The following is a 23,492-nucleotide window of genomic DNA, read 5'->3' on the forward strand; positions in this document are numbered from 1 at the left end:
CCGGAGGGTGACTCCCCTCGTGACGAGAGTGATTTTCCTGAAATTGACTCTAGTTTCTGATTAGAAGCTCTAATCTTAACAAATCTTTATAATTGAGCCATTGTACCTTATACTACCAAAAGACAGTAGAAAGGAGAAAAAACAAGTATGTCGGAGGCCATCAAGCCGCTGACAGTGCCCAAGGAGTTCCTGGGTGCCCCGGATAAGTTTAACTTAACGTTACTCATGTTTGTGGCGGCGATCATCTTGGTGGTCTGTTCCACCAGTGGTTACTGGCTTTGGGATTTGCCTAACGCTTGCTGCTTTAGCATTAATGTCCTTGCCTTACACATGGTAGGAACAGTCATTCACGATGCCTCTCACCATGTTGCCCACAAAAACCGTTACGTCAATGCCCTAATGGGTCATGGTAGCGCCTTGATGTTAGGTTTTACCTTCCCAGTGTTCACGCGGGTTCATATGCAGCATCATGCCAATGTTAACGATCCCGACAATGATCCCGATCATTTTGTTTCCACTGGTGGTCCGCTGTGGTTAATTGCAGTCCGCTTCTTTTATCACGAAATATTTTTTTTCAAGCGCCGTTTGTGGCGTAAGTATGAGCTATGGGAGTGGTTTTTTAGCCGTCTATTCATCGCCATCATCATATATCTTGGTTGTCAATACGGCTTTTTAGACTACATCATGAACTATTGGTTTGTGCCAGCATTAGTTGTAGGTATAGCGCTAGGATTGTTCTTTGATTATTTGCCCCATCGTCCATTCAAAGAACGTGATCGCTGGAAAAATGCTAGAGTTTACCCCAGTCCCATCATCAACCTGCTAATTATGGGACAAAATTATCATCTAATTCATCACCTGTGGCCGACCATACCCTGGTACAAGTATCAGCCCGCCTACCGTGCTGTTAAACCCCTTTTAGATGACAAAGGTTGTGATCAATCTCTAGGACTTCTGGCCGGAAATAGTTTTTGGAACTTTATATACGACATCTTTTTAGGAATTCGTTTCCACCGCAAATCATCTAATAGACAAACCGAATCAAGCTGAAAATTTTTTTGTTGATGGTTGACCATTGATGGTTGACCATTGATACATTTGAATCAATAAAATTGTCTTCATTTTAATTGTTAATTGTTAATTTTTCATGGTTAATTGTTAATTAACCATTGACCATTGACCATTAACAATTTTATTTTGACTAATGACTAATAAAACTTGAACTTACCGCTGGCTAATTGGTAGGGTTAAGCCCCATTGTTAGTAGAAATAACCTGACAACTAACGGCTGAGTTGAGCTAAAGTCCAATCAGGCCTTAAATTTTTAGCCTGACGTAAATAGGGATGATAAATTTCAAGTTGAGAAACAGGAGTGTTGATGTGGATTAAACACCGGATACAACGCTCTAGGCTGCCCTCGACATGCATCTGTTGCACATCAAGTAAAGGAACATGATCCCAATTCGGACGTTCTCGTGCGATCGCAGCTGGAAATTTAGCATCCAAATCACGGGTCGTGGTGAAAATGGCACTAATAATTTCTTGATGGTCGATTTGATTATGAGCTTCGAGTTCATCTAGCAGTTCCATCACTGCTTCTCGAATCGCTGCTACTGTATTTTCTGAGGCAGTTGTTGCGCCTCGAATTGCTCTAACTCTCCAGTGCAAGGTAGGATCCTCCGAATTTCCCTGGGAGATTTGAGATCATACACGCTTTGTGAAATCTCAAATCTCCATGTTATCTTATGGTCGGTACAACCATAGGGGCTGACCGCTAGTTGATAGTTCAAACTCTAACCAATCTATACCAACAGATATCTGAGATCTATTGCGCATAAGGTTACCCGGTAGCAAGCGACTCAACAATGGTTTGGGTTCTTCGATGGTGAAAGACTTGGTTTTCTCTGGGTCAAGACCCACCAATTCCGCTGCCCAGCAACGGGCATCTTCTTCAGTTCCCAGGCGATCAACGACCCCCAAGTTATGTGCTTGCTCACCAGTAAAAATCCTACCATCAGCAAAACTTTTTACCACATCTACATCTAGCTTGCGACTCTGGGCAACAGTTTGTACAAACTGCTGATAACTGGTATCGATCAACTCTTGAAGAATAGTTTTTTCCGGCTCAGTCAGTTCCCGGTCAAACGCCAAGATATCTTTGTATGGACCTGACTTAATGACCTTAAAGGAAACACCGATTTTATCCAACAAGCGCTCTATATTGTTTCCCCGCAGAATCACACCAATACTTCCAGTGATTGTACCAGGGTTCGCTACTATATGTTCCGCTCCCATGCCAATGTAAACACCCCCGGATGCGGAGATATTGCCAAAGCTAGCTACAATCTTCACCTTTTCTCGCAACCGCACCAAGGCGCTATAGATTTCCTGAGAATCTCCCACTGTACCACCAGGACTGTCAATCCGTAATAGTAAGACCGGAAATTTCTTTTCTTCAACAGTTTTTAGGGCTTCGAGGACCCGTTTACGGGTACCACCAGCGATCGCCCCCGTGATTTCAATTCGAGCAATTTGTTTGAGAGATTTGCGTTTAAACGGCCAAGGCATAGGTGATTGTGAGTATCTAGTCTAGATTTAACTGATTACTGGAGCTTGTATATATAGTTTGCATCATTTTGTGACATCCTCCCGACGCTGAAAAGCGCGGTACAGCGCGGGCTTCCCAACCTCACGATTAGGCATTCCTGCGTTGCACTTATCTAGATTTAAAATCCCCGACAGTACGCACTCAGCAGGCAGTTTCCTTTCCCCAATAGTCCTTGGGTACTTTTCAATTCCACGATTACGAATTATTTCTGCACTGGCGACATCTCGATTATTTGAATACCCGCATTCATCACAGGTATGCCAACGGATTGATAGATTGTTATTCCACTGATATCCACATTCAGGGCATTGTTTAGATGTGCCTTTATGGTCAACGGTTGAAAAAAATTTCCCTCGTTTCCAGCACACCCATTTCAACAAATCTCTGAACTGACCAAATCCGGCATCCAGAGAATGCTTACCTAGAAATCCCTTAGCCATCACTCTGTAATCAATGTCTATGTCCTTCGGACAGGCTTCGCCAACAACAAAAATCGAGTCGGCTTGGTCACAAAGTTGATGTGCTATTTTTAGGTGAAAATCTTTCCGAGTATTAGCAATCTTGTGATGTAATCGCGCCACCTTGATTTGGGCTTTTGAGTAGTTCTTATACCGCTTTTGTTTTCGGGATAATCTACGTTGCAGTAATTTAAGCTTGCCTTGTAGATCGCCAAAAAACTTCGGTCTAGGAATTGTTAATCCATCTGATGTAGCTAGCAAATCTATTAACCCAACATCTAACCCAATTGCTCTTCCAAAAGGAGAAGTTTCGGGGACAGATAAATCAGCTTGAATTGTAATCACTACAAACCATTTTGTTCCTCGACATCTCGATACAACTCTTACACCCTTGATTTTGAATCCATGAGGTATTTCTCGGTGTAAGTTAATGTCTACCAACCCAATCTTGGGAAGCTTAATTTGATTGACCCTGAGTGGATTTGTTGAGAACTGAGGGAATAAAAATGACTGATAGCGACCATATTTTTTGAATCGTGGAAAACCTCGTCCTCTCTGCTTGAATGATTCCCAAGAATTATGTAGACGTTTAACAACATCTTGAGTGACTTGAGAATGCACTTCTTGCAAGTCAGGTTCGGTCTTTTTCCACTGCGTTAACTGTCGCTTCTGTGAACTGTAACCAGGGAAAGATATGTCAGGCGACATAATATATTCCCTGTTGATTGAACACCTATCAATCCGACACTTCCGACTATTCATCCAATCCTTTAGATCTCGCAAACAACGATTATAAAGTCGCATACAAGTCTCTAGCCAACTCAACATCGCTTCTTGTTGAGCTGCATCCGGATAAATTCGATAAGTATAGTTCATGGTTAGTGTCATAGAACAAATCTTAACACAAGCCAGCAGCATGATAACTGTTGAGTTGATTAAGATTATTAACTGTTTTCGGGACATCGAGCCCCTCGTCAGCTAAGGGGCTTCAAATAAATAAATAAATAAATAAATAAATAAAGATTAAGTATAACCAATTGTCTAACCAAATATGAAAAGCTGGTTTAAGCTGTCGCCCATTTAAATTGTATGTTGTTGAGTAAGCTCGAAAAACTCCAAAACTCACTACTGTGCTCCTGAGCCCCCCTGCTCCTGATCCAAGTCAATATCTAAAGTCAATATCTAAATCAAATTTCTGACAGCTGCTTGAGTGTCGGTTATTTTCGTTCTTCATCATAAATCAGGATTATGCAACTAAAAGCCAACACAATACTGTCACCAAGGTCACTACTAGGTTCACTACTGCTGATTTCCCCCTTTTTTCTATGGGGTACAGCTATGGTAGCCATGAAAGGGGTGATCCCCAACACAACCCCTCTGTTTATGGCTGGGGTGCGGTTAGTACCAGCAGGAGTTTTAGTATTAGTAGCAGCAACTGTGATGGGTCGCCCCCAGCCGAAAGGTGGGTTAGCCTGGCTGTGGATTAGCTTATTTGCCTTAGTCGATGGGGCAATGTTTCAGGGTTTTCTAGCCCAGGGATTGGTTAGGACTGGCGCGGGTTTGGGTTCGGTGATGATTGATAGTCAACCCCTAGTGGTCGCCCTGCTATCAGGATTGCTCTTTGGTGAACTGATTGGACTTTGGGGTTGGTTAGGACTAGGATTTGGTATAGTAGGAATCAGCTTGATTGGGTTGCCCGATCAATGGATTCTCAGCCTTTTTACTGGCAACGCTCAAGCTATAGAATTAAGCTGGCAACAGCTGTTTGATCATGGGGAGTGGCTGATGCTCTTAGCATCCCTTTCCATGGCAGTAGGCACCGTAATGGTTCCCATTATCAGCCGCTATGCTGACCCAGTTGCAGCTGTTGGTTGGCATATGATCCTAGGAGGATTACCGTTATTTGCCCTCTCTAGTGTCATAGAATCCCAGCAATGGGTGAAGATTGATGGAGTTGGCTGGATCGCATTAGCTTACTCCGCTGTTTTCGGGAGTGCGATCGCATACGGTATATTCTTCTACTTTGCCTCCAAGGGGAATCTCACTAGTCTGTCTAGCTTAACCTTTCTGACACCAGTATTTGCCCTACTATTTGGGAATTTAGTGTTGTCTGAGGTACTCAGTTCTCTACAGTGGACTGGTGTGTGCCTGACATTGCTCAGCGTTTATCTAGTCAATCAGCGGGAACAAATAGCCACTCGGATCAAAGCAAGGCTGGCAAACAACAGCGGCTAGCCAGAGCGGAAAACTGGCAGTGGAAACAACAACTGAGTCTGAAGAAGGTAGTGCTAAGCTACCAGAAACCCAGCAGTGAAGCCGATTTGATACAATTGAGATTAATCGAGCCAAAATTATGTTGCTCGAACGAGTAAAGCACATGGGATTTAGGGTTGTGTGTTAAGTGCGTAAGCTAGAATTGGCGTTCACATTCGAGTCCTGTATAATTTTATGACTCGCCATTGGTCTATCATACTTGTAGCTACATGTTTGAACTGCCTAGGCTGGTTCCCAGCACCCAGCCTAGCGGTGAAATTAGAAAAAGCGATGTTCCTTAGGAACCACTACGCGAACGCATTTTCACCCAACAACCTCCCTGACCCGTTGGTAATCGCTCAATCTTCCACTTCTGCCACAGAAACTGACCCACCAATTCTGCTCAAAGGGAGTCGGGGCAAAGAGGTGGCTCTTGTGCAAGCCAAGCTAAAGCATCTTGGCTTCTACGATGGGCTTGAAGATGGTGTTTATGGTGAGGGTACAGAGAAAGCAGTCGCTTTATTCCAAGAATCCGTTGGATTGAGAAAACTGGGTGTTGTTGATTCTGTTACTAGGAAGGAATTGGAGCAAGCCTACGCTGCTAAGACGACAACCACCAGCACGAGTCCAGCTCCAAACTCAGGTCAATTAGTGGCAGCCGAATCGACTACTACGGAACCTTCGACCCAGGAAAAGAGCCCGTCATCTTGGCTGATTATCCCAGCCATCATCATGGCTGGTGGCGGTTTTTTCCTATTCAAGTGGCTGACTAAACCAAAACGACCCGTAGACTCACAATTAGCGTCCTCCACAGAAAACCAAGCTAAACAAGATACTACAGTCAATAACCTCACAGTCCAAGTGTCAACTGACTCCCAAAACCACCATCCTCAGAGCGGTTATAACCATAGCGCTAGTTATGATGTTGCCAATCCTAGCAATCCTCAACCTCAGTCCTTAGCTGATTCTTTACATGTCAAAAAGACCACTCGCCTGACTAAATTTAGTATTGTTGAGGAATTAATCAGAGAATTAGAAGACCCAGACCCAAAAAAGCGACAACAAGCTATCTGGGAATTAGCCCAAAAGGGGGATTCCAGGGCAGTAAAGCCCCTAGTGGACTTAATGCTAGATTCTGATTCTAAGCAGCGTGGCTTGATTTTGGAAGCCTTATCCCAAATTAGCACCAAAACCCTCAAACCGATTAACAAAGCCCTAGCCATTTCTTTGCAGGATGACAATGCCCAAGTGCGTAAAAATGCAATTCGGGATGCAACCCGAATTTATGAATTACTAAATCAAGTCTTGCAGATGTTGCGTCACGCTACGGATGACCCGGATTCCGAAGTGCGAGAAACGGCAACATGGGCAATCGATCAGTTTAATAAAATGCGCCCTACCCCTAATCTTGATAGTTTGCCACCAGCACAACATTCCCTGAATTCATCAGAAAATAATTCAAACCATTACCAAGATAATAGCGAATAGTTAGGGAAATTCATAACAGGTAATAAAAGTTTAGTAACCTTTACTTACCGTGCTATGATAGAGAAGTGTAAACCGTTAAAATGGAATAGCATAGAATAAAAGTTTACTCAGCTTTACTTACCGTGCTTGAAGATGTTTACAGTAATAAATGTTTTGAATTCAAAATTAATTAAAATCTTATAGTTATCGTTTTGATTATCAAATTGCCAGGGTTAATTTTAAATTTATGAGCCAAATAAATTCCCTGAAATTGCTATTAATTTCCACCCCAGTTGGTCCGTTGGGTTCAGGGTTAGGTGGTGGGGTTGAGTTGACTTTACGTAACATTGCTACGGAATTGATTAATCGGGGTCACAGGATCACAATTGTGGCAACTAAAGGATCTACAGCTTGGGGAATACCTCTGGTAGAAATTGATGGTGTTCTCGAAACTAGTATTCAAACTCAAACAAGAGACACTCCTACTATCATCCCCCCATCCTCCGTATTGGCTAATATGTGGGACTATGGGCGACAAGTTCAAACCCACTATGACTTGATTGTAAACTTTGCCTACGACTGGTTACCGTTTTACCTAACCCCCTTTTTCACTCGTCCCATTGCTCACCTAGTTAGTATGGGTTCATTAACCGAGGGGATGGATCAGATCATCGAACAAGTTGCCATTAATTTCCCTGGCACAATAGGGGTTCATTCAATGGCTCAAGGGGCAACATTTACCTTCAAGAATCGCTGTCGTTGTTTGGGCAATGGCATTGATTTGTCTATGTATTCCTTTTGTGACTCCCCCTCACCCTGGCTCGGCTGGGTGGGTCGAATTTCTCCAGAAAAAGGCTTAGAAGATGCAGTGGCAGCATCGGATATAACGGCTACGCCACTGAAAATTATGGGTCTTATACAAAATAAACCCTATTGGGAGCAGATTCTCCAGGATTACCCCAATGCCCCTATAGAATACCTGGGTTTTCTCCCAACTGATCAACTCCAAAAATACTTGCGCCAGTGTCGAGCCTTACTGATGACGCCTCATTGGGTGGAAGCATTTAGTACTGTGGTCATGGAAGCCCTCGCTTGTGGAGTACCAGTCATTTCCTATGACCGTGGTGGATCAGCAGAAATTATCGAAGATGGTAAAAATGGCTTTTTGGTAGAACCCGATTCTGTGGAAGGCTTGGTAGAAGCCTTGGGAAACTTGGATAAAATTGACCGCCGTGAATGCCGTCGCCTCCTCGAAGTTAAATACTCTAATCAGGCCATGGGCGATCGCGTAGAGCAGTGGCTCTGGGATATTTTGAAGGACAGTGGTGATAGTTGCTAGTGTATTAAGATTTGTAAATAAAAGTAATTTTGTAGTTTTTGATACAGAATAACTGCTATAGTTATAAATGTAAGGGTTAGTAAACCGAAGTTAATCCCATCACAATCCCATATAAGCAATCGGAGAAAGGAAAATGTCTACTCAAGAAAAAGCTAGGGCTCTGATGATGAATCACCATCACATGATCAAAAATCGTCAGCAATCTATGCTCGGTCGCGTTGCTTCCGAAGTAGGACTAGATAGCTTAGATTCTGACTACTGGGGTACTATCCAAGGTAAACCCCATCCTAGTTTCCGCTCTACCTATGACCGTAGTCATGCTTCACTTAGCTAGTACTCTGTCAATATAGTTTTGGGTAGTGGTAAACAATTCGTGATTTTAGCTACCGTTATCTTTACCAGACGGTAGCCAAACCACTACATCTTTAGCACTACCCATCTTTACATCAATGGTTGTGGGCAGAAACAACCATTGTTTGAATTTTTAGAACTCTGCACTCAACGGAGTTCTCGGAAACGGAATTACATCCCGAATATTTGCCATACCAGTCATAAATTGCACCAATCGCTCAAATCCCAAACCAAATCCAGCATGGGGCACTGTACCATAACGCCGCAAATCTAAATACCACCATAAATCTTCTGGATTCATGCCCTGATTCTGAATTCGCTTCTCTAATATATCCAGCCGTTCTTCCCGCTGAGCACCACCGATAATCTCCCCAATCCTAGGCGCAAGCACATCCATTGCTGCTACAGTCTTTTGGTCGTCGTTTAAGCGCATATAAAAGGCTTTAATCTCTACTGGATAATCCGTGACAATCACGGGCTTTTTAAATAACTCTTCTGCTAGATACCGTTCGTGTTCTGACTGCAAATCTACACCCCAACTTACCGCATACTCAAACTTACGATCCGTTTTTTCGAGTAATGCGATCGCATCTGTATAAGTAATCCGCTCAAACTGATTATTGATAATATTATCAGCAGTAGCCAGAACATTGTTATCTATCCGCTTGTTGAAAAATTCCAGATCTTCTGGACAGTTTTCCAATACTGACTTAAATACATGCTTGAGAAAGGCTTCTGCTAAATCCATATCTCCCTTCAAATCGCAGAATGCCATCTCAGGCTCCACCATCCAAAATTCTGCTAGATGTCGAGAGGTATTAGAATTCTCGGCTCGGAATGTAGGACCAAATGTGTATACATCCCGAAACGCCATTGACATAATTTCTGCTTCTAATTGACCACTGACGGTCAGGTAAGTCGGTCGTCCAAAAAAGTCCTGAGTGTAATCGACTGCTTGATTATCGGTTTTGGGAATGTGGTTTAAGTCTAGGCTAGTGACACTGAACAACTCCCCCGCTCCTTCACAGTCGCTAGCGGTGATAATTGGGGTATGAACCCACAAGAAACCTCGTTCTTGAAAAAACTGATGAATGGCATGGGAACAGGCATTCCGAACTCGGAACACTGCACCTAGGGTATTGGTGCGCGATCGCAAATGGCTAATGGTGCGCAAAAACTCAAAGGAGTGGCGTTTCTTCTGTAGGGGATAATTGGCATCTGCTTCCCCATACACTGTCACCGAGGATGCTTTGAGTTCAATTCGCTGTCCCTTGCCAAGAGACTCTACTACTATACCAGTGACTTCTACTGATGAGCCAGTATTAAGCTGCTTCAGGATAGTCTCATAATCCGACAAGTCTGGATTGAGCACTACCTGTAAATTTGCCATGGAGGACCCATCGTTGACTTCCATAAAGGCAAAGTCCTTTAATTCCCGTTTTGTGCGTACCCAGCCTTGAATGGTCAAAGACTGATCTGGTTGACCATTGCGCAAAACTTCAGCAATCCGTCGAATTTCCATAGCTTTCTCCAAAATTCTGAGAGAATTGTCAACTTTTCTAAATTACCTGGTGGTGTTTAGCTCTAAAAATCTAAGTAAATATACTTATCAATGGCTTAATGTAAAGTTTGATGAACAAAAATCTCTAAATTGTTGCAATAAGTGAAGTAATCACTCATAATTACTATACAAATGCAACGTTTGGTTAAGTTTCATCAAACGACTAGTCACCCAAGATCAGCAGTGAGGCTATTCACTTAAGCCAGGACAGGGTCCGGTTTTTAGTAAATGGTTGAGGGTATTGGTGATGAGTAAGGATTCAGCACAATTACCGATTACCGATTACCGATTACTGGTAAATGTCCTGCGCCAAGCTTGTAGCCCCAGTTGCGATCGCACTCTGGTAATAGCTTCCATTAAAACTAATTTAGAGAGGTATTTGTAAATGGTAGGTTTGTTTAAAGGCAATAAATCCAAGGGCTTCTACATGGAGCTAGACGAAAGCGAAACTAGCACCCCTCAGCAACCGGCGGTAGAACAGAAGCCAGAACCGGCCAAAGCTGAGGCAACAGCGGAAACCGCGACCGTAGAAGCAACAGCTAAAGCTTCTAAGCCCAAATCTGCTCGTCAAACCAAGAAAGAAGAACTAGCTAAGGCTAAGGCTGAAGCAAAGGCTAAGAAAAAAGCTGAAGCGGAAGCTAAAAAAAAGGCAGCTGCTCCTGAGCCAACACCAGTAGCGGCAATCACTTCAGCAGCAGCACTGGTCAATAATAAGGCAAAAGGGCAGCCGGAAACGACCTTTGCGACCAAATATGTACCAATGATCATGCCCCGTCGGCGTCCTGGTCCTAGCATGAATAAGTTCCTGGACATGGCTGCTCAGATGCAGAACCCTCGTTAATAGATTAGTTCTTACTCAAGAAACACCAGTCCACTATACAACTGAAATGCTGGATCCCAAGGAGTCTCGACCAGGCGAAATAAGTCGATATGAGACTCCAATTTTTCTAGCAGATCTTGGTAGTCTAGAGCGGTTTGCGCAAAGGTGGTAAAGTCAGACCATACTGGCTTCTCAAGCAATCGAACATTTAAGTAATCAGTCAAGTTGTTCCAGTTGACTCTTGTAGTGCTTTGGTGTATAGGAGAGTCTTGGGATTGAGCATTATGACTGGAAACTGGCTTGAGGGTTAGAGCAATTCCTTGCTGGAATTGATAATTGCGATCGCATAGTCTCAGAATACTGTGGCGCTGTGGTAAATGCAAGTCACAAACCATGGCATAGTCTAAGGTTTGGGTTTTACGAGTTAAATTCCGTCGCGCATCTAAGTCTACTACCTTCTCAAACAAAGGCAACCGTCCGTCTACTCGTTGGGTCACTTCGGACCAGTTAAAGCTAAAAGACCCCAACTGTCCCTGAGAGTTGTGACAAACTACAGTAGTTTCCTGGTCACTACTGTCAGAAAAATACTTAACTTGATAGATGTTAATTGTTTTGATATCTGCTATTGCTGCCCACAAGCATTTTATTGATGCTTCTCGCAGTAACGACCCATAATACTTAAGTTCTCCCACTGGTCCAGTGCGATATAAACGCCAGCCTCTCGTAGGTAGCTTTAGCCTTGCGGTGTAGGGGTCTATCCCCAGTATACGAGCTAAGTTTTGAGCTGCTTTTGGTTTATCTTCTTGGCTGATCGGCTTTAGGACTAAGACTCCCAATTGATTACTTTCAGGGTCAGCAGTTGCTTGGGCTAAGGCTTCTCGGCGCTGTTCTTTTGCTGTAGCTTCTAAGCGTGCTAGCCCCTGACGAGCTTGGGCCATAATTTTAGGAACAGGTGTTCCTTTGAGTAACTGTCGATAGATTCTTTCAGCTGCTTCTAGCTTACCTCTGACTTCCTGGAGCCGTCCTAGATAAAGCTGTGTCCAGGGATTATTGGGCTCTTGCTTCAGAAGTTGTTTAATTAATCGCGCAGCAGTTTGATAATCATGGTGCTCAAAGGCATCAGCAATTTGCTTAAGCATGATAGCGTTAGGTGTGATATCATTAAGTGTTAGACATTCGGTCTCTCGCCTTTAAGTTAAGTGTAAAATCAGATCCTCCTAGGGAGCAGTTAAAATCGCTGATCTTTTTAAGTGTTAAAGGATATTTGGGATTATTAAGGTATTCAGTTAAATTAGCGCTATACTTTAGCCGAATTTATCTAGCGCTCACTTTTTAAAGTGTTAATGGGTATTTGGGGTAATTAAGTGAGTAGTTTAAATTAGCGCTATACTTTGGCCGAATTTATCTAGCGCTGATATTTTTAACGGTTAAGGGATATTTGGTATTATTAAGGTATTCAGTTAAATTAGCGCTATACTTTGGTCGAATTTATCTAGCGCTAATTTTTTTGGGAAAGGGGTAGCATCCAATATCATCTCAGGATAATTACCCTTAATCAAAACCTCCCTTATCTCCCTACTCCCTGCTCCCTACTCCCTGCTCCCTACTCCCTCACAAGTTTGTTACAAAAATTTTCAAAATATGTTATAATAAAAGATTATTTATATGATATAATAGGATTATAGACGTGAAAACGTCTAAGAGCCAGCCAAGGATGTTCCACGCTCTCAGGCTGGCTCTAGTACCCCAGTTAAGGAGATACCTAAAATTATGACGTACTCTGAACGCCTGTATCCATGGGCGATTGTCCGGCTATTGCCTAAGATGCAACGGGTCGTTGTTGGTCGTTACCGGAACCGTTCTGATGCGGAGGGGCATTTGCAGGCTATTAAACGACTGATGCCTGATGGGGAATTTGTCATTATTTTTGATTTACCTGAGCCTATGGATGAAGAAGTTGAGGAGAGTAGGGAGTAGGATTGGATGCGATCACGTAATGCGATCGCATAATTTCTCAGATTGTTGGAATTTAGGATAACTGTTGAAATTTCCAACAGTGAACGATTTTCACCCTTTGTTGCTGTTGCTAGCGCTGTCGTGATTATCGAAAATTGCTGTAATTTTCGATAACTATCGTGCGTTGATTAAGCTAGCGCGATTGACATGCAGTCACGCTACGCGATTGACATGCAGTCACGCTACGCGAACGCGAATTGCTGTAATTTTCAACAGTAAAGGATTTTCACCCTTTGTTGCTGTTGCTAGTGCGATTGACATGCAGTCACGCTACGCGAACGCCATCATTCCAAATTGCTGGAATTTTCGATAACTATTGCGCATTGCTCAAGCTAGCGCTATGGAGATTATCCGAAATTGTTGGAATTTTCGATAACTACCGAAATCGATTAAGCTAACGTGATTGACATGCATTTACCCTACGCGAACGCGATTATCCGAAATTGTTGTAATTTTCGATAACTATCGTGCGTTGATTAAGCTAGCGCTATGGAGATTATCCGAAATTGTTGGAATTTTCGATAACTATCGCGCGTTGCCCAACAAGGTGCGATCGCATTATTTCTAAAATTGCTGAAATTTCCAACAGTAAAGGATTTTCACCCTTTGTTGCTCAACCAACGCGCTATCGTGATTATCCCAAATTGCTGGAATTTTCGATAACTACCGAAATTGATTAAGCTAGCGCGATTGAACTTTGGTCACGCTACGCGATTGACATGCAGTCACGCTACGTGATCGACATGCAGTCACGCTACGTGATCGCGATTATCCCAAATTGCTGGAATTACCAACAGTAAAGGATTTTCACCCTTTGTTGCTCAAGCTAAAGCGATTGACATGCAGTCACGCTACGCGATTGACATGCAGTCACGCTACGCGAACGCGAAAATTCCAAATTGTTGGAATTTTCGATAACTATCGCGCGTTGATTAAGCTAGCACTATCGTGATTATCCCAAATTGCTGGAATTACCAACAGTAAAGGATTTTCACCCTTTGTTGCTCAACCAACGCGCTATCGTGATTATCCCAAATTGCTGGAATTTTCGATAACTATCGGAATTACTCAACCAACGCACTATCGTGATTATCGCAAATTGCTGGAATTTCCGATAACTAAGAAAATCGATTAAGCTAGCGCTATTGTTATTAGTCCAAATTGCTGGAATTTTCGATAACTACCGAAATTGCTCAAGCAACGCGCTACCGTGATTATCCCAGGTTGTTGTGATTTCCGGCAGTAAAGGATTTTGACTATTGTTGCTCAATCTAGGGCGATCACATGATTTCTAAAATTACTGGAATTTCCGACAGTAAAGGATTTTCACAGCTTTGTTGCTGTTGCTAGCGCGATTGACATGCAGTCACGCTACGCGAACGCGATTATCCCAAATTGTTAGAATTTTCGATAACTATCGCGCGTTGCTATTGCTAGCACCATCGTGATTATCGAAAATTACTGGAATTTCCGACAGTAAAGGATTTTCACAGCTTTGTTGCTGTTGCTAGTGCTATCGCGATCATCCCAAATTGTTAAAATTTCCGACAGTAAAGGATTTTCACGGCTTTGTTGCTGTTGCTAGCGCGATTGACATGCAGTCACGCTACGCGAACGCGATTATCCCAAATTGTTAGAATTTTCGATAACTAACGAAATCGATTAAGCCAGCACTATCGTGATTATCCCAAATTGCTGTAATTTTCGATAACTATCGCGCGTTGCTTAATCTAACGTGATTGGCATGCAGTCACGCTGCGCGAACGCTGATTTCCGAAATTGCTGGAATTTTCGATAACAATAGCGCGTTGCTTAATCTAACGCGCTATTGTTATTATCGAAAATTGCTGTAATTTTCGATAACTACCGAAATCGATTAAGCTGGCGCGATCACTGATTTCCGAAATTGTTGGAATTTTCGATAACTATCGCGCGTTGATTAAGCTAGCGCTATGGAGATCATCCGAAATTGTTGTAATTTTCGATAACTATCGCGCGTTGATTAAGCTAGCGCTATCGCGATTATCCAAAATTGCTGTAAATTCCGACAGTAAAGGATTTTCACAGCTTTGTTGCTGTTGCTAGTGCTATCGTGATTATCCAAAATTGTTGAAATTTGTGATAGTCAACGAATTGGATTGAAGTTGCTGTTGCTAGGCTATCGTGATTATCCAAAATTGCTGGAATTTTCGATAACTATCGCGCGTTGCTCAACAAGGAGCTATCGCAATTATCCCAAATTGCTGGAATTACCAACAGTAAAGGATTTTCACGGCTTTGTTGCTGTTGCTAGTGCTATCGTGATTATCGAAAATTGCTGTAATTTTCGACAGTCAGAGGATTGAGTGGAAAAATTTAACTACTGTTATAGTTATCCACAGCTTAAGCTTGCCAATGTGAATGATAGTGCGATTGAATCCCACGATCATCCCAAATTGTTAAAATTTACGATAGCAAACTAATTGAGCTAAAGCCTTAACTAGCGCTATAGTTATCCACAGCTTAAGCTTGCCAATGTGAATGATAGCGCGATCAACACAGCTGAAGGCGTACGCACGATCATCAAAAATTGCTGAAATTTCCGACAGTCAACGAATTGGACTGAAAAAGTTATGCCAATTAACCTCATGCCATTAACCTCTCATTATTGATAATTGCCCACTCTTTCAAACTGATCATGCCTCAAAATTTAGGGCATAAGGCAATAGAAAGACCTAGTATACTAGCAATTCCTAACTAGAAGGGTTTATTAGTCATAAGAATCGACGAAAGAATGGATTACGTCCTTTTTCAATTTTACTTCCTGGAAAAGGATGGTTTTCGAGTTGACAGCGACGAAAAGTGGGATTGCTACCTTTAGCAATCTCAACTTCTGGAGCACCATTGCCATAGATTTCGCAGTCTTCTATGGTTCCTAATCCATTGTTTGTAATCAAAATCCCTGGTTTTTTACCATCATAAATACGACAGCTACGGATAGTGGGATTGCTACCTTTACTGATATCAACTCCTGGAGCAGTATTGCCATAGATGTCGCAGTCTTCTATAGTTCCTAATCCATTGTTTGTAATCCAAATTCCGTTTTTTTTACCATCATAAATACGACAGCTACGGATGGTAGGGTTGCCACCTTTAGTGATCCCCACTCCTGGATAAATATTACCATAGATGCCGCAGTATTCTATGGTTCCTAATCCATTGTCTGTAATCAAAATCCCGGTTTGTTTACCATCATAAATCCGGCAGCTACGGATGGTAGTATTGCTACCTTTAGTGATCTTAGCTCCTTGATAAGTATTGCCATAGATATCACAGTCTTCTATAGTTCCTAATCCATTGTCTGTAATCCAAATTCCGGTTTGTTTACCATCATAAATCCGGCAGCTACGGATAGTGGGACTGCTATCTTTAGTGATTTTAACTCCTTGATAAGTATTGCCATAGATATCGCAGTCTTCTATAGTTCCCAATCCCTTATCTGTAATCGAAATTCCATTTTGTTTACCATCATAAATCCGACAGCTACGGATAATGGGATTGCTGCCTGTATCAATATCAACTCCTCCATAAGTATTGCCATAGATTTCACAATCTTCTATGGTGCCTAATCCATTGTCTGTGATCCAAATTCCGGTTTTTTTACTATCGTAAATCCGACAGCTATGGATAGCGGGATTGCTACCTGTATCGATATCAACCCCTCGATAAGTATTGCCATAGATATCACAGTCTTCTATAGTTCCTAATCCATTGTCTGTAATCCAAACTCCGGTTTTTTTACCATCATAAATACGACAGCGACGGATCATGGGATTGCCACCTTTAGTGATCGCCAGTCCTGGATAAGTATTACCATAGATATCGCAGTCTTCTATGGTTCCTAATCCATTGTTTGTAATCAAAATTCCGGTTTGTTTACCATCATAAATACGACAGCTACGGATGGTGGGACTGCTATCTTTAGTGATCTTAACTCCTTGATAAGTATTGCCATATATGTCGCAGTTTTCTATGGTACCTAATCCATTATCTGTAATCCAAATTCCATTTTGTTTACCATCATAAATACGACAGCGACGGATGGTGGGATTGCTACCTGTATCAATATCAACTCCTCCATAAGTATTGCCATAGATACCGCAGTCTTCTATGGTACCTAATCCATTATCTGTAATCAAAATTCCGGTTTGTTTACCATCATAAATACGACAGCTACGGATGGTGGGATTGCTACCTGTATCGATATCGACTCCTCGATAAGTATTGCCATAGATGTCACAGTCTTCTAGGGTTCCTAATCCATTGTCTGTAATCAAAATTCCGGTTTGTTTACCATCATAAATACGACAGCGACGGATCATGGGATTGCCACCTTTATCGATCTTCACTCCTGAATAAGTATTGCCATAGATGTCGCAGTCTTCTATTACTCCTTGACCATTATCTTTAATCTGAATCCCGTTACCTTTTCCATCATGAATACAGCAGCGACGAATAATGGGATTTGCTTCAGAACCACAAATAACTATACCACAGTCATAGGCGGTCAGATCACAATCTTCAAGGATTAACTGTCCCTTGGGGACACACACACCTACAGTGCATTCTCGCAAAGTGAAGCCTCGCACTATTGCATAGTCTGTTTGCATCAGAATGGAGTTCAGGTTAGTGCCCTCAATAACAATATCGGAGACTTTCCCATCTCCTAAAATTTCTAGAGATTTATCAATAACAATGCTTTCTCTATAAATCCCTGGCTTTACTAAAATTCTGGTTTCAGGTTGGGCATTTTTAATCGCCTCCGCAATTGTTGTGTAGTCAGCCGTATCCGATTTAGCAACAACTACGGTTTTCTTTGAATATAAATTACTTGTCACAGTCTAAAAGTATTTTCGGTAAAACGACAAAAAATAACTTTATAACCAGTTCCAAATTTATTGATAGAAGAAGCTTCACCCTTTCTATCCCCAATAGATTTTTATATAAATCAAGATTGCTGATGAAACTCTATCCTACATTCCGCAGGTATACTTAGATAAGTAAATAATATCGCAGTTTTTAATTTGGTGAAGTACTTTGCTTATCTTTTTAAGGCAGAGGGCAGCAAGGCAAGAAGGTCTTCAAAGCAATCAGGGCCAATAAAGTTTGACACAATCTTACACTCACATGAGCGCTCACCCCAGATTGGGAGAAGGATTCACCGCTAGTTCCCCTAAACAGACCCAAAAATAGTAAAGTCCCACTAGCCAAAAACTTTGGTAAGAATTTCCACAGAAGGATCAACTTCCAGCCACACTGTAGCTCCACAATCCTTGGGACAATTAGGTTGATAAACCAACCGAGATGGTCCTTTGATTTCCACATAATGACCGTAGGTGTTGCGCTTACCTTGTTTGACGGTTAGGACAGGCTCGTAGGTGTTGTTCTTTTTATTTTGCCTAATAATGTTCTGGTTGACATGGATGTAAGTGGCCACCTTTTGGAAACCTCTTCTCCAGGTTCCCTTTGGTCCACGGCGACCGGGACTGACCTTGGGCAAGCCGTTAAATAGGGGAATTTGCCAAAATCTGCCCACTTTTTGAGCGCCCTTAATTCTGCCATTTTTGAGAAGTTGACGGACTCGTTGGACACAAATTCCTAGAAGAAAAGCTGCTTGGGTAGTTCCGACTACGGTCATTTTTTTGCTCCTTTTAATTAGCGCTATACTTAGCTTAGCATATTATTTCTGTCTGTGCAAAATTTTTACAAAAATTCACAAAGTTATAGAGGAATTTTTAATAGCGCTACTCTTTTTGGGGTGGTAAAGAGTGTATGGGATGACTAGGGTGGACGGCTATACTATAGCGCTAATTTAATTTTAGAACTCATGGAAGTTGTACTATAGCGCTAACCTTACTCAGAGCTTACGGGGTTTATCAAATAATTGGATTTAATCTTTTTTTTTAAATAGCGCTATGTTTATTGGGAGCGATTATCTAGCGCTATTTTTATTCAAGCTAGTTTAATATAGCGTTATAGTTTGATAAAATTCGGTGATTAAAAATATTTACTAGCGCTACCCTTTTAGAGGCGTTAAGGGTTATATGGGATGATTAGATTTCATTTCACACTTAAACTAGCGCTATAGTAATCGAATCGAATTATGGACAAACCCAGTGTATTGGCTCAGTTGTCGATCATGTTGTCATAAGTTAAAGCAAAATCCTCACCGTTTGCCTTAACTGATGACTCCGACACTGCTGCTACTATAGACAAGCTAACAATAGGAGCAGTGATAGCTCGGAGAATGCGACTTCCAAGAGAAACAGGGATAAATCCAGCAGCAGTAGCTTGTTCTAGCTCTTGAGTTGTCCAACCACCCTCAGGTCCGGTAGCAATGACAATGCCAGGATGTTGAGCAGGGTCTGTTTGGCCAGTTTCCAATCCTAATCGTAAATCTAATAAGCAATTGAGTAGATGGGGAGCCTTTCCCCGAGCTACACAAATATAGCGATAGGCTTCTAGGGTTTCCGGTAACTGAAGACTATCGGAAAAGTCCACAGGGTCAAGAATTTTCGGCACAACTTCCCGTTCTGATTGCTCTGCTGCTTCTTGGGTAATCCGCCGCCACCTTTGAAGCTTTTGAGGACTAGGATTGAGTAAAGTGCGATCGCTTTTCAACGGCACAATCCGAGTAACTCCCAACTCTGTTGCCATCAGACAAATTTGCTCAAATCCACTCCCTTTAGGCATCGCAGCCATCAAGGTTACCTGTTTAGGCAATTCAGTTTGAATGTGCTCAGATGCGACAATTTTAGCTTGAGTCAAATTACCTTCTAGCTCGCTAACGTACCAGCCACCCTCTCCATCCATAGCAATAAAGCGATCGCCTTTTTTCAGCCGCAACACTCTAATTAGATAATGCTGTTGGGCATCAGTTAAAACAATCCCTTGGTCTTGACACTGTGTAGGTGATATCACCAACCGTTGCATACTGATTCTCTGACTACTGTTATTTCCAGAGCTGCTTTTCCCTCTTACAGACTTTTTATTTTAGGATAACAAGTACGGAAGAGCGAGAATATATAATTCTCAATTCTCCATTCTCAATTCTCCATTCTCAATTCTTCATTCTAAATTCTTCATTCTAAATTCTTCATTCCAAATTCTGCATTCTGACAGACAACCTTCAACCTTCAACTTCTCCACCAACTACCACATTCCGAATCCTTAAAGTTGGTCCTGCACAGCCTACAGCTAACCCACTTTGTCCACCTTTACCGCAGCCACCGGATTCATCCCAATAGAAATCATCACCAATAGCTTCAATACCAGCTAAGGTCTTGAATACATTACCAGAAAGGGTCACATCTCGCACAGGTTCAGCAATTTCACCATTGCGAATCATCCAAGCTTCTCCAGCACTAAAGGTAAACATTTCGCCATTAGTCATACCTCCTAGCCAATTTCGAGCATAGACTCCTACTGTGATATCATCGAATAAGTCTGCTACTGGAGTAGCTCCGGGTCCTATCCAAGTATTAGTCATCCGAACAATCGGCGGATAGTGGTAATTGAGACAACGAGCATTACCAGTAGGGGTTTCACCTAACTTACCAGCAGTTTCACGGGAGTGAAGACGTCCAACGAATACACCATCTTTAATCAACTGGGTGGTAGTGGCTGGAGTGCCTTCATCATCGTAGAAATAGCTACCCCGGTGTCCTTGGGTCGCAGCTCCATCAAAGATTTGCAATTCTTTTGGGCCAAAACGACGCCCCATACTCATCACTTCCAGTAAGTCAGGATTTTCATAAGCCATGTCAGCTTCAGATAGGTGTCCAAAGGCTTCGTGGACAAACAAACCAGTAAGGATGGGGTCGATGACTACTGTATAATTGCCACCAGTTACAGGTGGTAATGACAAAGCATCGACAGCGCGTTGAGCTGCTCCATGGACTTCTTGATCAAGATTGGTTAGATCTTCATAGCCTTGGCGAGAACCAATGGTTTCTCTACCAGTTTGGACACTATCGCCATTACGAGCAGTAGCAGCAAAACGCATTTCCAGATCTGCCCAAGACTGCTCTATCAAGGTACCTTCGGAAGTAGCAATGATGATGCGTTGGTTAATATCCCCATACCGGACAGAAGTAGTAGCAACGCTACTGTCATAACTTCTGAGAATTTGATTGTAGCGATCGCATAATGCTTTCTTCTGCGCCAAGGGAATTTGCCTAGGGTCTGTACCAGTCAGGGGTAACTGGCAAACATCCTGTATTGGTTCAATGGGAGCAAGGGTGGTTTCTTGATTACCCACAATCCGAGCTGCTGCGATCGCATCTTCGACTCGTTCTTTAATAGCACTAAGCTGGTTAAAACTCGAAAAACCCCATCCTCCATTATAACATGCCCTTACTTGTCCACCGATAGACAGACCTTCACTCAGGGTTTCGATCTTGTCACCCCGTAATAAAATGCTGGTTCCTTCGGCTTCTTCTAAGCGAATGGCTAAGTAATCGACGCGGGAGCCATATTGAGCAATTAGGTCACAGAGTAAGTTTTTGGTATCGGTTAGGACAATGGGCATAGTAGAGGAAATAGCAAATAACTATTCTATTGTGCAATGAGTAGGGTATCTAGTGCTATTGTAAGCATTCAGCCGTCAGCTATCAGCTTATGTTCTTTGTTTTACGTGAGATGATGTTAAAACTTACAATATTATAGCACAATTTACCCCTTAGATTATTCAACATAAGCAGCAAGGTAACCCTCAACCCTAGTCACTTCAATAATATTGACTACTTGTGACAATTCACACTATTATACAGAAGGAGCATCAACATCTCAAAATAAAATCATAACTCTTAACTACGTTGATAATCATCACAATAATATTAATAATATTAATTGATGAAACCAATAAAATAATATTATTGCTTATCCTTGATTTAGTCTCTATTATATAGCACTAGGCATTCAGATTTTGACATTGATAAACTCCAAAACTTAGTCATAGCTTACTTTTAGGTGCGACCCGTGGCGAATTTAATTCTTGATGCGGAAAGCGCAGCTTTGACTTCTGACTTCTAACTTCTGACGCTAAGCGTAGCGCTATACTTACCGACTTTTATAGCCACTATCCCATACTTATCACTAGGTTTCAGCAAGAGATTGAGGGCGAGTGCTATTATTGAACCTCCCCACCCTTAGAGGGATGGGGATTCCCAGGCACAACAACGTTCGTTGCTGTTATTTCCGTGGGCGTAACTTTCCCCCGCACCGGAGGTAGCTGGATGGGGTCAATTCCCAGTTTTTTGAGACCCCGCAGTTTGATATTTACCGCACCATTCACGTCCGCGTCGTCGTAATGACCACAATTAGTGCAGACAAACTTTTCTTTTTTTCTGTTTTCTTTACTTGTGTGGTTACATTTTGGACACCTTTGAGATGTGTGCTTGGGATTCACTTTTATGACCGGAATGCCTGACTTTGCAGCCACGACCTCGATCTTCTTGACCAGTTCTCCCCAAGCTGCATTAGATATCGAACGATTCAAACCTCTTTTTGCTGATTGCCCGTTGCGGTCATAACTACCATTTTTATTTGGTCTAGGCTTGCAACGAGACTTCATTGCCTTAATATTAAGGTCTTCAAATATCAAGGCATCTGCACCGTCAACCAACTTATTGGCTGTGTCCCAATGATAGGCGCTACGGTTATTTGCAATACGCTCATGAAGTGAGGCTACCCTACTGTAGGCTTTTCCTCTGTTTTTAGACCCTTTCTTTTTCCTGCTAGCAGCTCTTTGTCTTAGCTCTAGACGCCTTTCTTTGCACCTAAAGGACTTTGTTTTTGCTGGATTGGCTATTGTTTTTCCATTGGAAAGACTAACTAATTTTTTAATCCCCAAGTCGCAACCTTTGACGTTTTGAGGGTCAATTTCATTTTTGCCTGTTACCGAAGGGATTGGAACTGTTTTGTCCTCAATTTGAAGACTTACAAACCATCCACGAGCTTTCCTCCGAACAGTCACAGACTTCAAATTGAACCCCTCAGGAATAGAACGAGAGTTGTAAAAACCCATCCAACCAATTCCTGGGAGGTATATCTTGTCTCCATCTAGCTTGACTTGACCAGGGGCGTATTTAAAGCTTCTGAATCGTGACCTTCTCTTAGGTTTTGGATATCCAGTCTCTCCCTTAAAGAACTTGGAGAAGGCGACATCTAGCTGTCTCAGTGTTTGCTGTAGAACAGTTGAATGTATCTCCTTGTACCAAGGGCGTTGTTTTTTGAGGGTTGGGAGACTTGAACTCTGAGCCTCGTATGCACTCCTTCTTGGATTCTTATTACTGCTTTTCCAGGGGTAGCCTACAGAATGGTTCTTACTTACAGAACAAGTCAATGGGCACGCCTCACCGCCACTTTTTAAATCGCAGTAACTACCTAGTCTCGGAGCTTTTACTTGATCATAGGAGTCATTCCTATCTCTTAATAAGTAATTGTACTGCGATCGCAACATATCAAGCCATCTATTCATTGTGACTTATTGTTGTCGATTTTTCTTAAGTTTGTAGGAGTATACTAGTTGCATCGGTTCGACCTTTTTTCTGTTCTTTTTAATTAAAAACCCCCTAAAT

At 42.2% G+C, this 23,492-nt stretch carries 20 protein-coding genes; 10 read left to right on the top strand and 10 right to left on the bottom strand.

Features of this window, described 5'->3' with window-relative positions:
- Nucleotides 1-147 precede the first annotated feature (147 nt).
- Nucleotides 148-1,050: a beta-carotene hydroxylase gene (gene crtR / locus F6J90_RS05800; protein WP_293091508.1), complete on the top strand. Its 903-nt coding sequence runs from the start codon at nt 148-150 to the stop codon at nt 1,048-1,050.
- Nucleotides 1,051-1,281: 231 nt separating this feature from the next.
- Here the strand turns inward: crtR and aroH are convergent, their stop codons facing one another.
- The 3 genes from aroH to F6J90_RS05815 all read right to left on the bottom strand — a co-directional run bounded on the left by aroH (nt 1,282) and on the right by F6J90_RS05815 (nt 3,954).
- Nucleotides 1,282-1,668 (bottom strand): chorismate mutase, encoded by a 387-nt coding sequence (gene aroH / locus F6J90_RS05805; RefSeq protein ID WP_293091509.1) that lies wholly within the window; start codon nt 1,666-1,668, stop codon nt 1,282-1,284.
- Nucleotides 1,669-1,743: 75 nt separating this feature from the next.
- Entirely contained in the window at nt 1,744-2,568 is an 825-nt protein-coding gene (gene sppA, locus F6J90_RS05810; protein WP_293091510.1) for a signal peptide peptidase SppA, read from the bottom strand.
- Between the two features lie 63 nt (nt 2,569-2,631).
- Nucleotides 2,632-3,954: a transposase gene (locus F6J90_RS05815; protein ID WP_293091511.1), complete on the bottom strand. Its 1,323-nt coding sequence runs from the start codon at nt 3,952-3,954 to the stop codon at nt 2,632-2,634.
- 360 nt (nt 3,955-4,314) lie between these two features.
- Here F6J90_RS05815 and F6J90_RS05820 point away from each other — a divergent pair, with 360 nt between their 5' ends.
- The 4 genes from F6J90_RS05820 to F6J90_RS05835 all read left to right on the top strand — a co-directional run bounded on the left by F6J90_RS05820 (nt 4,315) and on the right by F6J90_RS05835 (nt 8,459).
- Entirely contained in the window at nt 4,315-5,301 is a 987-nt protein-coding gene (locus tag F6J90_RS05820; protein ID WP_293091512.1) for a DMT family transporter, read from the top strand.
- A gap of 309 nt (nt 5,302-5,610) precedes the next feature.
- A complete protein-coding gene (locus tag F6J90_RS05825; RefSeq protein WP_293091513.1) occupies nt 5,611-6,807 on the top strand; it encodes a HEAT repeat domain-containing protein in 1,197 nt (398 codons plus the stop codon).
- Nucleotides 6,808-7,033: 226 nt separating this feature from the next.
- Nucleotides 7,034-8,125, top strand: coding sequence for a glycosyltransferase family 4 protein (locus tag F6J90_RS05830; protein WP_293091514.1), 1,092 nt, complete (start codon nt 7,034-7,036; stop codon nt 8,123-8,125).
- 133 nt (nt 8,126-8,258) lie between these two features.
- Nucleotides 8,259-8,459, top strand: a complete 201-nt coding sequence (locus F6J90_RS05835) for a hypothetical protein (RefSeq protein ID WP_008182153.1) — start codon at nt 8,259-8,261, stop codon at nt 8,457-8,459.
- Nucleotides 8,460-8,609: 150 nt separating this feature from the next.
- On the opposite strand, the gene asnS is transcribed toward F6J90_RS05835, so the two are convergent.
- Nucleotides 8,610-9,998, bottom strand: coding sequence for an asparagine--tRNA ligase (asnS, locus tag F6J90_RS05840; protein ID WP_293091515.1), 1,389 nt, complete (start codon nt 9,996-9,998; stop codon nt 8,610-8,612).
- Between the two features lie 286 nt (nt 9,999-10,284).
- Between asnS and F6J90_RS05845 the strand changes: the two genes are divergently transcribed.
- Entirely contained in the window at nt 10,285-10,422 is a 138-nt protein-coding gene (locus F6J90_RS05845; protein ID WP_293091516.1) for a hypothetical protein, read from the top strand.
- Nucleotides 10,423-10,878: a hypothetical protein gene (locus F6J90_RS05850; protein ID WP_293091517.1), complete on the top strand. Its 456-nt coding sequence runs from the start codon at nt 10,423-10,425 to the stop codon at nt 10,876-10,878.
- A gap of 11 nt (nt 10,879-10,889) precedes the next feature.
- Here the strand turns inward: F6J90_RS05850 and F6J90_RS05855 are convergent, their stop codons facing one another.
- On the bottom strand, nt 10,890-11,996 hold the full coding sequence (locus F6J90_RS05855) for a tetratricopeptide repeat protein (RefSeq protein WP_293091518.1): 1,107 nt from the start codon (nt 11,994-11,996) through the stop codon (nt 10,890-10,892).
- A 631-nt stretch (nt 11,997-12,627) separates the two neighbouring features.
- Between F6J90_RS05855 and F6J90_RS05860 the strand changes: the two genes are divergently transcribed.
- The 3 genes from F6J90_RS05860 to F6J90_RS05870 all read left to right on the top strand — a co-directional run bounded on the left by F6J90_RS05860 (nt 12,628) and on the right by F6J90_RS05870 (nt 13,441).
- Nucleotides 12,628-12,834, top strand: coding sequence for a hypothetical protein (locus F6J90_RS05860; RefSeq protein ID WP_293091519.1), 207 nt, complete (start codon nt 12,628-12,630; stop codon nt 12,832-12,834).
- A 181-nt stretch (nt 12,835-13,015) separates the two neighbouring features.
- Nucleotides 13,016-13,186, top strand: a complete 171-nt coding sequence (locus F6J90_RS05865; protein ID WP_293091520.1) for a hypothetical protein — start codon at nt 13,016-13,018, stop codon at nt 13,184-13,186.
- Between the two features lie 90 nt (nt 13,187-13,276).
- A complete protein-coding gene (locus tag F6J90_RS05870; RefSeq protein ID WP_293091521.1) occupies nt 13,277-13,441 on the top strand; it encodes a hypothetical protein in 165 nt (54 codons plus the stop codon).
- Nucleotides 13,442-15,626: 2,185 nt separating this feature from the next.
- Here the strand turns inward: F6J90_RS05870 and F6J90_RS05875 are convergent.
- The 5 genes from F6J90_RS05875 to F6J90_RS05895 form a co-directional block, all read right to left on the bottom strand.
- Nucleotides 15,627-17,750: a right-handed parallel beta-helix repeat-containing protein gene (locus F6J90_RS05875; protein WP_293091522.1), complete on the bottom strand. Its 2,124-nt coding sequence runs from the start codon at nt 17,748-17,750 to the stop codon at nt 15,627-15,629.
- Nucleotides 17,751-18,115: 365 nt separating this feature from the next.
- On the bottom strand, nt 18,116-18,550 hold the full coding sequence (locus F6J90_RS05880; protein ID WP_293091523.1) for a helix-turn-helix domain-containing protein: 435 nt from the start codon (nt 18,548-18,550) through the stop codon (nt 18,116-18,118).
- A gap of 488 nt (nt 18,551-19,038) precedes the next feature.
- The gene (locus tag F6J90_RS05885; protein WP_293091524.1) at nt 19,039-19,845 is read right to left on the bottom strand and encodes a 16S rRNA (uracil(1498)-N(3))-methyltransferase; all 807 of its coding nucleotides are present in this window, start codon (nt 19,843-19,845) and stop codon (nt 19,039-19,041) included.
- A gap of 196 nt (nt 19,846-20,041) precedes the next feature.
- The gene (locus F6J90_RS05890) at nt 20,042-21,442 is read right to left on the bottom strand and encodes a TldD/PmbA family protein (RefSeq protein WP_293091525.1); all 1,401 of its coding nucleotides are present in this window, start codon (nt 21,440-21,442) and stop codon (nt 20,042-20,044) included.
- A 600-nt stretch (nt 21,443-22,042) separates the two neighbouring features.
- Nucleotides 22,043-23,392: a transposase gene (locus tag F6J90_RS05895; protein WP_293091526.1), complete on the bottom strand. Its 1,350-nt coding sequence runs from the start codon at nt 23,390-23,392 to the stop codon at nt 22,043-22,045.
- Between the last annotated feature and the right edge of the window lie 100 nt (nt 23,393-23,492).

Source organism: Moorena sp. SIOASIH (assembly GCF_010671925.1).
GTDB lineage: Bacteria > Cyanobacteriota > Cyanobacteriia > Cyanobacteriales > Coleofasciculaceae > Moorena.

Excerpts from the sequence above, each read along its gene's own strand:
- crtR (WP_293091508.1), top strand. The coding sequence starts at position 148 with ATGTCGGAGGCCATCAAGCCGCTGACAGTGCCCAAGGAGTTCCTGGGT.
- sppA (WP_293091510.1), bottom strand. The coding sequence starts at position 2,568 with ATGCCTTGGCCGTTTAAACGCAAATCTCTCAAACAAATTGCTCGAATT.
- F6J90_RS05815 (WP_293091511.1), bottom strand. The coding sequence starts at position 3,954 with ATGACACTAACCATGAACTATACTTATCGAATTTATCCGGATGCAGCT.
- F6J90_RS05820 (WP_293091512.1), top strand. The coding sequence starts at position 4,315 with ATGCAACTAAAAGCCAACACAATACTGTCACCAAGGTCACTACTAGGT.
- F6J90_RS05825 (WP_293091513.1), top strand. The coding sequence starts at position 5,611 with ATGTTCCTTAGGAACCACTACGCGAACGCATTTTCACCCAACAACCTC.
- F6J90_RS05830 (WP_293091514.1), top strand. The coding sequence starts at position 7,034 with ATGAGCCAAATAAATTCCCTGAAATTGCTATTAATTTCCACCCCAGTT.
- F6J90_RS05835 (WP_008182153.1), top strand. The coding sequence starts at position 8,259 with ATGTCTACTCAAGAAAAAGCTAGGGCTCTGATGATGAATCACCATCAC.
- asnS (WP_293091515.1), bottom strand. The coding sequence starts at position 9,998 with ATGGAAATTCGACGGATTGCTGAAGTTTTGCGCAATGGTCAACCAGAT.
- F6J90_RS05845 (WP_293091516.1), top strand. The coding sequence starts at position 10,285 with ATGAGTAAGGATTCAGCACAATTACCGATTACCGATTACCGATTACTG.
- F6J90_RS05850 (WP_293091517.1), top strand. The coding sequence starts at position 10,423 with ATGGTAGGTTTGTTTAAAGGCAATAAATCCAAGGGCTTCTACATGGAG.
- F6J90_RS05855 (WP_293091518.1), bottom strand. The coding sequence starts at position 11,996 with ATGCTTAAGCAAATTGCTGATGCCTTTGAGCACCATGATTATCAAACT.
- F6J90_RS05860 (WP_293091519.1), top strand. The coding sequence starts at position 12,628 with ATGACGTACTCTGAACGCCTGTATCCATGGGCGATTGTCCGGCTATTG.
- F6J90_RS05880 (WP_293091523.1), bottom strand. The coding sequence starts at position 18,550 with ATGACCGTAGTCGGAACTACCCAAGCAGCTTTTCTTCTAGGAATTTGT.
- F6J90_RS05885 (WP_293091524.1), bottom strand. The coding sequence starts at position 19,845 with ATGCAACGGTTGGTGATATCACCTACACAGTGTCAAGACCAAGGGATT.
- F6J90_RS05890 (WP_293091525.1), bottom strand. The coding sequence starts at position 21,442 with ATGCCCATTGTCCTAACCGATACCAAAAACTTACTCTGTGACCTAATT.
- F6J90_RS05895 (WP_293091526.1), bottom strand. The coding sequence starts at position 23,392 with ATGAATAGATGGCTTGATATGTTGCGATCGCAGTACAATTACTTATTA.